This is a genomic window from Oceanihabitans sp. IOP_32 (assembly GCF_009498295.1).
Lineage (GTDB): Bacteria > Bacteroidota > Bacteroidia > Flavobacteriales > Flavobacteriaceae > Wocania > Wocania indica.
The window spans coordinates 693,744-708,754 of the sequence record NZ_CP040813.1 but is presented as its reverse complement, the minus strand read 5'-3'; the positions used below and the strand labels follow the sequence as shown (position 1 = coordinate 708,754).

Here is a 15,011-nt window from a genome sequence, read left to right as displayed (position 1 = left end):
GTTCAAGTACGAAGTTCTTAATACTTCATACTAAAAATCTTAATTCTGTTTATTTCAAAAATTCAAATATCCCACAGGCGCCTTGACCCGTACCCACACACATGGTTACAGCACCATATTTGCCTGGCATGTTTTGTTTGCGCATTTCATCAAAGAGTTGCACCGATAATTTAGTTCCGGTACAGCCTAGTGGATGTCCTAATGCAATAGCACCACCATTTACGTTAATAATATCTGGGTTTAGGTTTAACTCGCGAATAACTGCTAAAGACTGAGATGCGAAGGCTTCATTTAATTCTATAAGGGATAAGTCCTCTTGTTTTAAACCCGCTTGTTTTAATGCTTTTGGGATGGCTTTTACTGGGCCAATACCCATGATTCTTGGTTCTACGCCTGCTGCAGCATAACTGACCAAACGTGCAATGGGTTCAAGATTTAATTCTTTAACCATGTCTTCACTCATAATCATAACAAAGGCAGCACCATCACTCATTTGCGACGAGTTTCCTGCGGTTACACTACCGCCTGCAGCAAATACTGGTCGTAGTTTTGCCAAAGCTTCCAGACTGGTTCCGGCACGAGGGCCTTCGTCTTTAGTAACGGTGTAAGACCTTGTTGCTTTTTTTCCGTTGGAATCAATATAGGTTTCATCTACTGTAATCGGTACAATTTGCTCTTGAAAACGATTTTCAGCTTGCGCTCTCAACGCTTTCATGTGCGAATGGTAAGCAAACTCATCTTGGTCTTCACGGGAGACTTTAAATTGCTTAGCAACGGCTTCAGCCGTATTTCCCATGCCCCAATAATAGTCTTCGTGTCCCGCTTTTACGGTATCGTAGTTTAATTCTGGTTTAAAGCCGGTCATAGGTACGGCACTCATGCTTTCGGCACCGCCTGCTATAATACAGTCGGCCATCCCAGCTTGTATTTTTGCTGTGGCAATGCCTATGGTTTCGATACCCGATGCACAAAAACGATTCACGGTTACTCCAGGAACATCCACACTATCTAATCCAATTAATGAAATAAATCGTGCCATATTTAAGCCCTGTGCACCTTCTGGCATGGCGTTTCCAACAATAACGTCGTCAATACGTTTTTTGTCTAAATTAGGAAGTTGAGTCATCATGTGCTGAATGGTTTCAGCAGCTAGTTCGTCTGTTCTTTTAAAACGGAACACGCCTTTTGGTGCTTTACCAACTGCGGTTCTGTATGCTTTTACGATGTATGCTTGTTTCATTATTATAGTATTAAGATTTTTAGAATTAAGTATTAAGACTTAGCAAGTGTTTTTTGAAGTGAATAATTCATTTTAGTCACTTCGAGGACTTCCTTAATTATAGGTCTAACCTTTTCTTCTGTTATTAGGTTCGATGTATGCTTGTTTCATTATTATAGTATTAAGATTTTTAGAATTAAGTATTAAGACTTAGCAAGTGTTTTTGAAGTGAATAATTCATTTTAGTCACTTCGAGGACTTCCTTAATTATAAGTCTAACCTTTTCTTCTGTTATTAGGTTCGATGTATGCTTGTTTCATTATTATAGTATTAAGATTTTTAGAATTAAGTATTAAGACTTAGCAAGTGTTTTTTGAAGTGAATAATTCATTTTAGTCACTTCGAGGACTTCCTTAATTATAAGTCTAACCTTTTCTTCTGTTATTAGGTTCGATGTATGCTTGTTTCATTATTATAGTATTAAGATTTTTAGAATTAAGTATTAAGACTTAGCAAGTGTTTTTGAAGTGAATAATTCAATTTAGTCACTTCGAGGACTTCCTTAATTATAGGTCTAACCTTTTCTTCTGTTATTAGGTTCGATGTATGCTTGTTTCATTATTATAGTATTGAGATTTTTAGAATTAAGTATTAAGACTTAGCAAGTGTTTTTTGAAGTGAATAATTCATTTTAGTCACTTCGAGGACTTCTTTAATTATAGGTCTAACCTTTTCTTCTGTTATTAGGTTTAATCTTTTTGATAAATATAATTGTGTTAATAGTTCGTAAGAAGAACCATTTGCAATTCCTAAGAACTGTTTAAATTCTCCATTCGTATTTCTTCCTGCTCCTTCTGCGATATTTGAAGAAATTGAAACAGCACTTCGTCTAAGTTGTGATGTTAAACCGTATTTTTCTTCTTTAGGAAAATTATCGGTTGCTTTATAGCAATTTTCTGTTATGTCCATTGCTTTTTGCCATATTTTCAAATCTTCGAATCTGTGCATGCTGATTAGTATTAAGATTGATTGTAACTAGTATTAAGACTTTAAGTATTAAGTATTAAGATTGTTTCTGAAAAAATTGTATTAAGACTTTAAGTATTAAGTATTAAGATTGTTTCTGAAAAAATTGTATTAAGATTGTTAGTATTAAGTATTAAGTTTGTTTCTGAAAAAATTGTATTAAGATTGTTAGTATTAAGTATTAAGATTGTTCTTGAAAAAATTGTATTAAGATTGTTAGTATTAAGTATTAAGATTGTTCTTGAAAAAATTGTATTAAGATTATTAGTATTAAGTATTAAGATTTTGAAAAGTATATATTAAAAACGTAATACTATTAATTAAATACTTGTCGATGTTTACACGTCTTTGTACTTAATACTCTGTACTTAATACTCTGTACTTAATACTAAATACTTTTTTCTAATTCCTCAACGGTTTCCCTTTAGTCAACATATGCTGAATCCTCTCCAAAGTCTTACGCTCTGTACACAAACTTAAAAACGCCTCACGTTCCAAATCCAATAAATACTGCTCTGTGACTAAGCTGGGTTCAGATAAATCGCCACCTGCCATAACGTAGGCTAGTTTGTTTGCTATTTTCATATCATGTTCCGAAATATAATTACTGTCTTGCATGGCATCGGTTCCTACTAAGAACATTCCTAAGGCTTGTTTGCCAAGCACCTTAACATCTTTGCGTTTTACCGGTTGCGTGTAACCCATATCGGCCATTAATTTAGCGTGTTGTTTGGCAACGGCAATTTGGCGGTCTTTATTAACAACAACGATATCTTTTCCTTTTTGAAGGATGCCTAAATCGAATGCTTCGTAAGCCGAAGTGGCTACTTTTGCCATACCTATGGTTAGGAAGTACTCTTGAAGCACATTTAACTTGACATCGCCTTTTTTGAAGGTATCAGACGCTCTTAAAGCCATTTCTTTAGAACCTCCACCACCAGGAATCACACCAACACCAAATTCAACCAATCCGATATAGGTTTCTGCTGCTGCCACTACTTTATCGGCGTGCATGGATAATTCACAGCCACCACCAAGGGTCATACCGTGTGGTGCGGCAACGGTTGGAATGGCGGAATAGCGCATGCGCATCATCGTGTCTTGGAAGTATTTGATGGCCATGTTTAACTCATCATATTCTTGTTCGACAGCCATCATGAAAATCATACCGATATTGGCACCAACCGAGAAGTTTGCGGCTTGATTACCAACTACCAAACCTGCGAAATCTTTCTCAGCCAAATCAATCGCTTTATTTAGTCCGGCTAATACGTCGCCACCAATAGTGTTCATTTTCGATTGGAACTCACAGTTTAATATGCCATCGCCTAAATCTTCAATTACAACTCCTGAGTTTTTAAATACTTCAGCTGTTTTTCTGATATTATCTAAGATGATGAAACTGTCTTGACCTGGTATTTTTTCTTGTTTTTTCGAAGGAATATCATACGCATACGTTGCACCCTCTTTAACGGTATAGAAGGATGTACTCCCGGTGGCTAACATCTCGTTTACCCAAGCGTTAGGTTCTAAGCCTTCGGCGCGCATCATTTCGATGCCTTTTTCCACACCAATGGCATCCCAAATTTGAAAAGGACCGTGTTCCCAGCCAAAACCAGCTTTCATGGCATCGTCAATCTTGTATAAATCGTCTGAAATTTCAGGAATACGATTGGAGACGTAAGCAAATAATGCCGCGAAACTTTTACGGTAAAATTCACCTGCTTTATCTTTTCCATTTACTAGAATTTTAAAACGGTCAACCACTCTGTCTACAGTTTTTGTTAACTCTAAAGTGGCGAATTTAGCGCGTTTGGCAGAACGGTATTCTAAAGTGTTTAAGTCTAGTGATAAAATCTCTGAAGTACCATCGTCTTTTTTAATTTTCTTGTAAAACCCTTGTCCGGTTTTACTTCCTAGCCATTTGTTTTCCATCATGGTGTTGATGAAATCTGGTAATTCAAACAACTCTAAACGCTCGTCGTTCGGACAGTTTTCTCTAATCCCGTTGGCCACGTGAACTAGGGTGTCTAAGCCAACCACATCGACCGTTCTGAAGGTTGCCGATTTAGGACGACCAATTACGGGGCCAGATAATTTATCGACCTCTTCAATGGTTAAATCTAAATCTTTAACGGCGTGAAATAAACTTTGAATACTAAAAATTCCGATTCGGTTTCCAATAAAAGCAGGAGTGTCTTTAGCTACTACCGATGTTTTTCCTAAGAATTTTTCGCCATATTCATTTAAGAAATCTAAAACAGCTTGATCTGTTTTTGGGCCAGGAATAATTTCAAATAATTTTAAGTAACGCGCAGGATTGAAAAAGTGCGTGCCACAGAAATGCTTCTGGAAATCGTCACTTCGTCCTTCGCTCATAAACTTAATAGGAATCCCAGAAGTGTTCGAAGTAATTAGAGTCCCAAGTGTTCTGTGTTTTTCTAACTTTTCAAAAACTTGCTGTTTAATGTCTAGTCTTTCGACTACAACTTCCATAATCCAATCGACATCTTTTACTTTGGCGATATCGTCTTCAAGATTTCCTGTAGTGATTCGGTTGGCGAAAGAAGGATGATAGAGTGGTGCAGGCTTCGATTTTATAGCGGCCGCTAAAGCATCGTTAACGAGTCTGTTTCTAACTACTTTGTCTTCCAAGGTTAAGCCTTTAGCTTTTTCTTTATCGGTAAGTTCTCTAGGTACAATGTCTAATAACAGGACATCAACCCCAATATTGGCAAAATGGCAAGCGATGCCGCTTCCCATAATTCCAGATCCAATAATTGCTATTTTTTTTATTCTTCGTTTGCTCATCTTTATTTTGAAATGTGTTCTTTTTTGTTATAAATCTGTTTGTTGGAGATCATGGTATTAATAACTTCTGCGACCTTGTAAAAATTTGAGAGTTCCTCAGAAGACACATTAGCTTTTATAGTGTCGTTAAAAGTTAATACTTTTTCTTTAGAATAGTTTCTTTTTTCTTTACCAAATTCGGTTAAATGAATTAACACGCCACGACCGTCTTCGGGATTTGGCCTGCGTATAATTAGTCCTTTTTCTTCCATGGTTTTTAAGGTACGTGATAGGCTAGTAGCTTCCATACCCATTTTTGGACCTAAAGACGTTGAAGGTGTGCCTTTCTCTGGATCGATGCTTAACAATGCAAAGCCGGTAGACATCGTTGTGCCAAATTGAGAAGCTTCCTCGTTATACATTTTATTTACCGCTAGCCACGTGGTTCTTAAAATATAATCAATAGTTTTTTCTTTCATGTATTTGTCTTCATTACTTTTTCATGCGTCGCATGCGACATCCATTTAATCATTTCTTAGGGTGTCAAGTTTTCGTTATGGATGTTTCCTTAAATAAATATAAATACCAAAGATAGTAAAAAAATACTATGCATGCATAATAAAAACAGAAAATTTATTAGACTGAATCGTTAAAATTTTAGTTGGAGTCCGCTTTAAAGTTTTACTTGAGAAGCTTTAGGTTTTAAGTCGAGATGGTGCTTGTGTAGTTATTCCTGAATCAGATAAGCAGCTTGTTTTTAAATAATTAAGGCTGGTGATTTTCTTAGGAGATTTTGATAAAAGGAGCTGTATTGTAGCTTATAAGCGGTTAACTTTGGTGTACGACATAATCTTTCAGGAGATCGCTTTATTAATCTGAAGTTTTTTGTCATCCCAAAGGGGCAGAGGCACAAAGCAATCGAGATATTATGTATTTGTTTACAAAAAAAAGCTTGCCAGGTGTATAAGTGATTTTATTATTACACAGCCTTTTCGCCCAGATTTACGGAGTGCTGCCGTATTAATTCTAGAGTTTTTCAATAATGATAAAGTATTTTTACGGCATAATTGAGCTTAAAACACCTGTAGATAGAATGCTATGTTAGGTATTACGAACGATAAATTTTATCGTATAAATCTTGATAAATTTCTTTAATTACGGGGCGTTTCATTTTCATAGTCGGTGTAAGATGGCCTGATTTAATAGACCAAACATCCGAAGTGAGTTCAAAACGTTTAATACGCTCCCATTTGCCAAAATTCTGGTTGAACTTGTCTATTTCTTTTTGAATTCGGTTTATTACAATTTCTGAAGTTGCAATCTCTTCTTCGGTTTTTCCAATATTATAGCCTTTAAAATCGATCCAATCTCGTATAAATTCGAAGTTGGGTTGAATTATGGCTGCTGGCATTTTTTCGCCTTCACCAATTACCATAATTTGTTCTATAAATCGTGATTGTTTCATGTCGTTTTCTAAAAGCGGTGGAATAATATATTTACCTCCAGAGGTTTTAAACATTTCCTTTTTTCGACCAGTAATTTTTAAAAAGCCGTCTTTATCAATTTCGCCTTTATCTCCAGTATGAAAATATTCGCCCGTCATCACGCTTGCTGTTTTCTCAGGATCTTTATAATAACCCAGCATTACGTTTGGTCCTTTTACAAGTAGTTCGCCATCGTCTGCTATTTTAATCTCTACATTAGCGATGGGTTGGCCCACGGTTCCAACTTTATACATGTTGTTTTTGTATAAACCGACGGTAACTACAGGAGAGGTTTCGGTTAGACCATAGCCTTCCATAACTTTCATATTTGCCGCTCCAAAAACTCGTGCTAGTCTGGGTTGTAGTGCTGCGCTTCCAGAAACCATAGTCCTCAATTCACCACCAAGGGCTTCGCGCCATTTACTAAAAACAATTTTATTGGCTATTTTTAGTTGAAATTCGTACCACCAGCCGTTGGCTCTATAAGGTTCCCAACGTTCTCCCAAATCTACTGCCCAAAAGAAAAGGGCTTTTTTAATGCCTTTTAAGTCTTCACCTTTTAGCATTATTTTATCGAATACCTTTTCAAGTAAGCGTGGTACCACACTCATGAGGTGCGGTTTTACTTCTTTAGCATTATCACCAATTTTATCTAAGGCTTCAGCATAATAAATAGAGATCCCAGCATATTGGTAGACATAAATTAAAACACGTTCGAAAACATGGCAAATTGGTAAAAAGCTTAAGACCCGATTTTCTCCTTCTAAAAGTGGTACTCTGGGGCTGCTATCTAATGCGTTACTAGTGATGTTCCAGTGCGAAAGCATCACGCCTTTTGGTTGTCCTATGGTTCCAGAGGTGTATATTATCGTTGCCAGATCCTGCGGTTTTACCGCATCTTTACAAGCTTCAACTTCGGGTTGATTGCTGTCGTCTTTTCCAAGTTCTAGTAATTCTGAATAATGTTTACAACCTTCAATACGATCGAAGGAGTAAATTTCTTTAATTTTTGTTTTGTCTTGTATCTTTTTTACCTTCTCTAAAACCTCTTCATCTGAGACAAAACAGTAAATGGATTCACTGTGGTTTAGCACATATTCATAATCTTCTACACTAATGGTGGGGTATACTGGGATATTTTGTGCCCCAAGTTGCAGGATTCCAATGTCCATAATATTCCATTCGGTTCTGTTTGTAGACGAAATGACCGCAATCTTGTCATCTTTTTTAACCCCCAATCGTAACAGACCCCTGCTCATGGCGTTCGATTTGTCTACATATTCCTGTGTAGATATAGCTTCCCAGTTACCATGGTATTTGGTAATAAGGGCTTTAGCGTTGGGTTTGTTTTTTAATTGATAGTATGGAAAATCGAAAAGTCGAGTTGGTTGCGTCATTGTTAAAATTGTAATTAAAAGCCTTGCAAAATATGAAATTAAAAACGATTTACAAATAAGAACTTGGTATTTGGGCTTGGTTGAGGGCTTGCAAAAAAGGCAGGGGAATAGTTGGAAATGAATCCCTTTTGAGGCTAAAACGGTTTCAAATTGCTGATATCTCGTTTTTGAGGGTGATTTTTATCAATATTCTATTTTTTTAACTTTTTTATGGTAAAATATTAAGCTTATTGAAAAATCGTTTTGTAAATGTTTTTGTTATCAGTTAAAAATCTAATTTTCTTATTTTAAAAAACTGCTACTCAATCGTTTTCGTAATAAAATTAAGGTTTAAGATGATGTCGTTTTATTGATTTAATGACAAATGTCAGGTTTTTAATTAGCGTCGATATCTATTTTTGAAAGTGTAAAGTACAGAGATTTTCTTGAAAAACTAATTCATGATACCAATGGAAGTAAAACAATTTAGAAACGGGATTTGGACTGAAACAGTCAATGTAAGAGATTTTGTTATAAATAACATAACGCCTTATCACGGAACGCATGAGTTTTTAGTTGGACCCAGCAATAAAACTCAAAAACTTTGGGATATCTGTAAGTCGGCCACTCAGGAAGAAAGACAAAATAATGGTGTACGCTGCGTAGATACTAAAACTATTTCTACTGTTAGTGCCTTTAGTGCTGGATATATCGATAAAGCGAACGAAGTTATAGTTGGTTTACAAACCGACGAATTATTAAAGCGAACCATGAAGCCTTTTGGTGGTTTTAAAGTGGTTCAAAAAGCTTTGTCTGAACAAGGTGTTGCACCCGATGAAACCATTACAGAGCTGTTTTCAAAATACGTAAAAACACACAATGATGGTGTTTTTGACGCTTATAATACTGAAATTTTAAAATTTCGCTCTTTAGGATTTTTAACCGGTTTACCCGACAATTATGCCAGAGGTAGAATTATAGGGGATTACCGTCGTGTCGCACTTTATGGTATCAATTTTTTAATTGAAGCAAAAAAAGGAGATCTAGAAAATATTACGGGTCCTATGACTGATGCTGTAATTCGTTTACGCGAAGAGGTTTCAGAACAAATAAAGGCCTTAAAAGAAATGCTAGACTTAGGTTCTAAATATAATTTAGATTTAAGTCGTCCGGCAAAAAATGCGCAAGAAGCTGTACAATGGACTTATATGGCATATTTGGCCGCCGTAAAAGAACAAGATGGTGCTGCTATGTCTTTAGGTAATGTCTCTACATTTTTAGATATTTATATAGAAAACGATTTACAAGACGGTGTAATTACCGAGGAAGAAGCTCAAGAATACATCGATCAATTTGTAATGAAATTGCGCATGGTACGCCATTTAAGAATGAATGCTTACGACGAGATCTTTGCAGGCGATCCTACTTGGGTAACCGAAGCCATTGGTGGTATGTTTGAAGACGGTAGAACAAAAGTGACTAAAACATCATTCCGTTTCTTAAACACACTTTATAATTTAGGACCATCGCCAGAGCCAAACATGACCATTCTTTGGTCTGAAGATTTACCACAAAACTTTAAAGATTATTGTGCTAAAGTTTCTATTGATACCTCTTCAATTCAGTTTGAGAATGATAGCTTAATGAGAAAGAGCAGAGGTTCAGACGATTATGGTATTGCTTGTTGTGTGTCGTACCAAGAGTTAGGAAAATCTATTCAGTTTTTTGGTGCACGTACCAACCTCGCTAAAACCTTATTGTTAGCCGTTAATGGCGGGCGCTGCGAAGAAACTGGAGTGCAAATGGTAGATGGCATTGAGCCTTGTGACTGTGAGTATTTAGATTTCGACAAAGTAATGGCTAACTTTAAAATAGCCATGAAGGAAGTGGCACGTGTGTATAACGATTCGATGAATATTATTCACTACATGCACGATAAATACTACTACGAAAAAGCACAGATGGCTTTAATAGATACCAATCCAAAAATTGATATTGCCTATGGTATTGCAGGTTTATCTATTGTAGCCGATTCGCTATCAGCTATTAAATACGCTAAAGTAAAACCCATTAGAGATGAAGATGGTTTAACAGTAGATTTTAAAATTGAAGGTGAATTTCCTTGTTATGGTAATGATGATGATAGAGTAGATGTCTTGGCTGCGCAAGCTGTTGCCGATTTTAACCACGAATTAAAACAACTACCAGTATACAAAAATGCCCAACCCACCATGTCTGTGTTAACCATTACCTCTAACGTGGCCTATGGTAAAAAAACGGGCGCAACACCAGATGGCAGAGCAAAAGGGGTGCCCTTTGCACCAGGAGCCAACCCTATGCACGGTCGTGATGCCAATGGGGCTATAGCATCGTTAAACTCGGTAGCTAAAATTAATTATGAAGATTCTCAAGACGGTATTTCAAACACCTTTTCGGTAGTACCAAAATCATTGGGAGCTTGTAAAGCCGAGCAAATTGAAAATTTAGCCACTATAATTGATGGGTATTTTTCAAGAAACGCCCAGCACGTTAATGTGAATGTGTTAGACAAGGAAACTTTATTGGATGCCATGGAGCGCCCAGAAGAATATCCGCAATTAACCATTCGAGTGTCTGGTTACGCCGTAAACTTTGTAAGATTAACAAAAGAGCAGCAATTGGAGGTTATTACACGATCGTTTCACGAATCGATGTAATTTATTGCTAAAATTTTGAAAAGCACCTGAATAATGAGTTAGTCAGTTTTATTCAGGTGCTTCATTTAAAATTCCCGATGATCAAAACAGACCATAACATATTAAATGTACACTCTATCGAATCTTTTGGAACACACGATGGTCCAGGCATTCGTTTTATCATATTTTTACAAGGCTGTAAATTAAAATGTCTGTATTGCCATAATCCAGATTCTATTGATACCTCTGGCGGTAAAGCATATCAAATAGAAGAATTGGTAGAAATGGCTCTTAAAATGAAATCTTATTTTGGTGAAAAAGGTGGCGTTACCGTCTCTGGTGGCGAACCATTATTACAAGCCAAAGCCCTTATTCCTTTGTTTAAAAGATTGAAAGCAGAAGGTATTCATACCAATATTGATACTAATGGTAGAATATTAAATAGTTTTTCAAAAGAATTATTAGACGATTATGCCGATTTAATCATGCTAGATATAAAACACGTCACAGAGGCTGGTTACGTGGCTTTAACAGGTAAACCTAATAAAGATATTGCCTTTAATCTAGCAAAACACAGAGAAGCATCGGGTAAAAAAATGTGGTTACGCTATGTTTTAATTCCCGGAGTTACAGATAATCCAGAATTATTACACGCTTTAGGCGCGCATTTTAAGGATTATAAAACGATTGAAAAAATTGAAATTCAGCCTTACCATAAACTCGGCATTCACAAATGGGAAGCCCTAGGTTGGGACTATCAACTAAAAGATGCCCGAGAAAATACCGAACAAGAATTACAAGCCGCATCAAATCTTCTTAAAAACTACTTCAAAGAAGTTAAAATCAATTAAATACACACTTTTCTTAGTGTATCTCAAGAGCTTCAGTATTTATCAATACGTCATTTGGTTTGTGGAATGCGAAATAAAAATCTTTTTTAAGTCTTTTTTCTATTAATATCTAAAAGCTATGTTAAGGAGGTTGTCATTTCCATGAACTAAGTCTAGCTTTGGTACTGCATTAAAATCTTATTTCTCGTATATTAATTATCGTATTTTTTATAGATAGCGATTTAAAGGTGCAATAATCAGAATAGTTTAAAAAATAGGCTGTTTTTTTAAGTATTATATGATTTATGTCATAAACAGTCTTTTTTTTAACTTATATTTTTGGCCATCCTTAATTCATTTAACCCGAAGGAATTTAAAATTAACAACATGAAAAAACTTGAAAATGTAAAGCCTAGAGTTTACAAATTCGGTGCTAAAACAGCCGATGGAAACAGTAAAATGAAAAACCTGTTAGGCGGTAAAGGCGCAAATTTGGCAGAAATGAGTGCTCTTGGTATTCCCGTGCCTCCTGGCTTTACAATTACAACCGAGGTTTGTACCGAGTATAACGCGCTGGGTGAGAAAGCCGTTATCGAGTTGATTAAGCAAGAGGTGGAGCAATCTGTGTTAAACCTTGAGTCGTTATTGGGGTCAGGTTTTGGAGATAAAGATAATCCGTTATTAGTTTCGGTACGCTCTGGGGCAAGGGTATCTATGCCCGGTATGATGGATACTGTTTTAAATTTAGGTATTAATGATGAGGTGGTACAAGGTTTAGCAAAAAAAACTAATAATGAACAGTTTGCATGGGACTCCTATCGTCGTTTTATTCAAATGTATGGCGGGGTAGTTTTAGGGATGAAACCCGAAACAAAAGAAGACATTGATCCCTTTGAAGAAATCATGGATACTCTTAAAGCAGAAAGAGGTATCACATTAGACACCGATTTTACTGTTCAAGATTTAAAGGATCTCGTTCAAGATTTTAAAGTAGCTGTCAAGACACAAACAGGGCATGATTTTCCAACAAATCCATGGGATCAGCTTTGGGGTGCCATAATAGCTGTATTTAACAGCTGGAACACAGATAGAGCTGTATATTACCGAAACATGAATGGCTTTCCAGCAGAGTGGGGCACCGCAGTAAACGTGCAAGCGATGGTTTATGGTAATATGGGGAACAACTCGGGCACAGGGGTTTGTTTTACACGCGATTCTGGAACAGGTGAAAATGTATTTAATGGAGAGTATTTAATTAATGCGCAAGGCGAAGATGTGGTTGCTGGTACCCGAACACCACAACAAATTACTAAACTAGGCTCGGTACGTTGGGCCGAATTGGCTAAGGTTGATGAAGAAGAACGGGCCAAAAATTACCCATCTTTAGAAGAATTAATGCCTTCTGTTTTTAAAGAGCTAAATACCTATCAAGAAATTTTAGAAAAGCACTATCGCGATATGCAAGATTTAGAGTTCACCATTCAAGATGGAAAACTCTGGATTTTACAAACCAGAAGCGGAAAACGTACTGGTGCGGCCATGGTTAAAATTGCTATAGATTTAGTAAAAGAGGGCATCATTACAGAAAAGGAAGCTTTACTATCTGTAGAGCCCAATAAATTGCAAGAACTTTTGCATCCTATATTTGATCCAAAGGCCATAAGAAACGCGAAAGTTATCGCTCACGGTTTGCCAGCTTCTCCTGGCGCAGCGTCTGGCCAAATAGTGTTTTTTGCAGATGAAGCAAGTAAATACAATAACAGTATTCTTGTAAGGATTGAAACATCGCCAGAAGATTTAGAAGGCATGAATCTAGCCAAAGGTATTTTAACGGCTCGCGGTGGTATGACTTCGCATGCTGCGGTTGTAGCCCGTGGTATGGGGAAATGCTGCGTGTCTGGAGCTGGTGCTTTAAGGATTGACTATAAAAAGAGAAAACTCATTGTAGATAATAAAGAATATCATGAAGGCGATTGGATTTCATTAAACGGTTCTACAGGAGATATCTATGAGGGCGAAGTGGCCACCATGGAGGCCAAGCTGAGTGGTGAGTTTGCAGAACTTATGACCCTTGTCGATAAATATGCTGTGATGAAAGTAAGAGCCAATGCCGATAATCCTGCTGATGCGAAAACAGCACGCGATTTTGGTGCGCAAGGTATTGGCTTAACCAGAACAGAACACATGTTTTTTGAAGCCGATAGAATAAAAGCGATGCGGGAAATGATTCTTTCGGATACCGAAGAGGGTCGAAAAAAAGCTTTGGAAAAATTACTGCCTATGCAACGCACCGATTTTGAAGAGGTTTTGGAAGTTATGGAAGGTTTATCTGTAACCATTCGATTGTTAGATCCGCCATTTCATGAGTTTGTACCTCATCAATTAGTCACTCAAAAAGCACTTGCTAAACAGATGGGCATTTCTTTAGACGACGTTAAAAACAAAGTCGCAGATCTCGAGGAATTTAATCCCATGCTAGGCCATCGCGGTTGTAGATTAGGTAATACCTATCCTGAAATTACCGAAATGCAAACACGTGCCATTATTGAAGCCGCTCTTAATTTAAAAGCAAAGGGCGTTATTTGTAAACCAGAAATAATGATACCATTAATTGGCACCGTTAAAGAGTTTGACATGCAGAATGACATTATTAGAACAACAGCTAATAAAATCTTTGAAGAACGAAAGGATTCCATTGCATATTCCGTAGGAACGATGATAGAAATTCCTCGGGCGACTTTAGTGGCAGATTTAATAGCAGAAAAAGCCGATTTCTTCTCTTTTGGAACGAACGATTTAACTCAAATGACATTTGGGTATTCCCGTGATGATGCTGGCAAATTTTTACCAATTTATATTGAAAAAGGCATTTTAGAACATGATCCTTTCGAAATTTTAGATCAAGAAGGCGTTGGTCAATTAGTAAAAATTGGTACAGAAAGAGGGCGAAGTGTGAAACCAAATTTAGAAGTGGGAATATGTGGCGAACATGGTGGCGAACCTAGCTCTGTAGAATTTTGTTATAAAACGGGTATGAATTATGTGAGTTGCTCACCTTATAGAGTTCCCATTGCACGATTGGTGTCGGCACAAGCGTCTATAAAAGACACCTTGTAATTTTAAAATCACTAGTGTCCGATTAAAAATATTATAATGCTGTCAATCCTTTTAAAATTAAGAATTTTGCACGTTTTTTAAAATGTCACCTTGCTTATTTGAAATAATGATTAAGATTTAAAGGAACTATTTTGTTAATTTAAAGTACTTCTGTTTATCAGTTAGTTAGAATCAAGTCTTGGTTCTTATGTCTATTAGCGAAGCGGTCTTATGTCTTTTGTCAGACATTAATGTTTTAAAATATTACTGTACGAAAACAAAACCCCCAGGCTACATGTTAGTTTGGGGGTTTGTTTTTTTTATATTATGAATCGATATTCTAATTCAATGTAGAGAAGGACTCCATAAAATTTAAAAAGCGAAGCCTAATGCATGAGCATTTTTTTTTTTTTTAAGTATTAGTACCCCAATATTCATAAATACTCATAGCGCCAGTAGTCGTGAGGTTATATATAAATATTGGTTAGAGCTTGATAATCGTAAAAATGACATAA

General features: G+C 36.5%; 8 protein-coding genes. 3 read left to right on the top strand and 5 right to left on the bottom strand.

Features of this window, described 5'->3' with window-relative positions:
• Nucleotides 1–49: 49 nt before the first annotated feature.
• The 5 genes from FEZ18_RS02885 to FEZ18_RS02865 form a co-directional block, all read right to left on the bottom strand.
• On the bottom strand, nucleotides 50–1,240 hold the full coding sequence (locus FEZ18_RS02885) for an acetyl-CoA C-acyltransferase (RefSeq protein WP_153266932.1): 1,191 nt from the start codon (nucleotides 1,238–1,240) through the stop codon (nucleotides 50–52).
• Nucleotides 1,241–1,870: 630 nt separating this feature from the next.
• Nucleotides 1,871–2,227, bottom strand: a complete 357-nt coding sequence (locus FEZ18_RS02880; RefSeq protein ID WP_153266931.1) for a four helix bundle protein — start codon at nucleotides 2,225–2,227, stop codon at nucleotides 1,871–1,873.
• 420 nt (nucleotides 2,228–2,647) lie between these two features.
• The gene (locus FEZ18_RS02875) at nucleotides 2,648–5,056 is read right to left on the bottom strand and encodes a 3-hydroxyacyl-CoA dehydrogenase/enoyl-CoA hydratase family protein (protein WP_153266930.1); all 2,409 of its coding nucleotides are present in this window, start codon (nucleotides 5,054–5,056) and stop codon (nucleotides 2,648–2,650) included.
• Nucleotides 5,057–5,058: 2 nt separating this feature from the next.
• Nucleotides 5,059–5,514 carry a MarR family winged helix-turn-helix transcriptional regulator gene (locus FEZ18_RS02870; RefSeq protein ID WP_153266929.1) on the bottom strand — a complete coding sequence of 152 codons (456 nt, stop codon included), beginning with the start codon at nucleotides 5,512–5,514 and terminating at the stop codon, nucleotides 5,059–5,061.
• A 629-nt stretch (nucleotides 5,515–6,143) separates the two neighbouring features.
• On the bottom strand, nucleotides 6,144–7,916 hold the full coding sequence (locus FEZ18_RS02865; RefSeq protein WP_153266928.1) for an AMP-dependent synthetase/ligase: 1,773 nt from the start codon (nucleotides 7,914–7,916) through the stop codon (nucleotides 6,144–6,146).
• 449 nt (nucleotides 7,917–8,365) lie between these two features.
• Here FEZ18_RS02865 and pflB point away from each other — a divergent pair, with 449 nt between their 5' ends.
• From pflB to ppdK, 3 genes are all read left to right on the top strand, one after another.
• Complete coding sequence (gene pflB, locus FEZ18_RS02860) at nucleotides 8,366–10,591, top strand: formate C-acetyltransferase (protein ID WP_153266927.1); 2,226 nt, start codon at nucleotides 8,366–8,368, stop codon at nucleotides 10,589–10,591.
• Nucleotides 10,592–10,668: 77 nt separating this feature from the next.
• Nucleotides 10,669–11,421, top strand: a complete 753-nt coding sequence (gene pflA, locus FEZ18_RS02855; RefSeq protein WP_228122828.1) for a pyruvate formate-lyase-activating protein — start codon at nucleotides 10,669–10,671, stop codon at nucleotides 11,419–11,421.
• A 366-nt stretch (nucleotides 11,422–11,787) separates the two neighbouring features.
• Nucleotides 11,788–14,517 (top strand): pyruvate, phosphate dikinase, encoded by a 2,730-nt coding sequence (gene ppdK / locus FEZ18_RS02850; protein WP_153266926.1) that lies wholly within the window; start codon nucleotides 11,788–11,790, stop codon nucleotides 14,515–14,517.
• Nucleotides 14,518–15,011 lie beyond the last annotated feature (494 nt).

What these genes read in the sequence shown, in the direction of transcription:
- FEZ18_RS02885 (WP_153266932.1), bottom strand. Translation starts at nt 1,240, where the DNA reads ATGAAACAAGCATACATCGTAAAAGCATACAGAACCGCAGTTGGTAAA.
- FEZ18_RS02880 (WP_153266931.1), bottom strand. Translation starts at nt 2,227, where the DNA reads ATGCACAGATTCGAAGATTTGAAAATATGGCAAAAAGCAATGGACATA.
- FEZ18_RS02875 (WP_153266930.1), bottom strand. Translation starts at nt 5,056, where the DNA reads ATGAGCAAACGAAGAATAAAAAAAATAGCAATTATTGGATCTGGAATT.
- FEZ18_RS02870 (WP_153266929.1), bottom strand. Translation starts at nt 5,514, where the DNA reads ATGAAAGAAAAAACTATTGATTATATTTTAAGAACCACGTGGCTAGCG.
- FEZ18_RS02865 (WP_153266928.1), bottom strand. Translation starts at nt 7,916, where the DNA reads ATGACGCAACCAACTCGACTTTTCGATTTTCCATACTATCAATTAAAA.
- pflB (WP_153266927.1), top strand. Translation starts at nt 8,366, where the DNA reads ATGGAAGTAAAACAATTTAGAAACGGGATTTGGACTGAAACAGTCAAT.
- pflA (WP_228122828.1), top strand. Translation starts at nt 10,669, where the DNA reads ATGATCAAAACAGACCATAACATATTAAATGTACACTCTATCGAATCT.
- ppdK (WP_153266926.1), top strand. Translation starts at nt 11,788, where the DNA reads ATGAAAAAACTTGAAAATGTAAAGCCTAGAGTTTACAAATTCGGTGCT.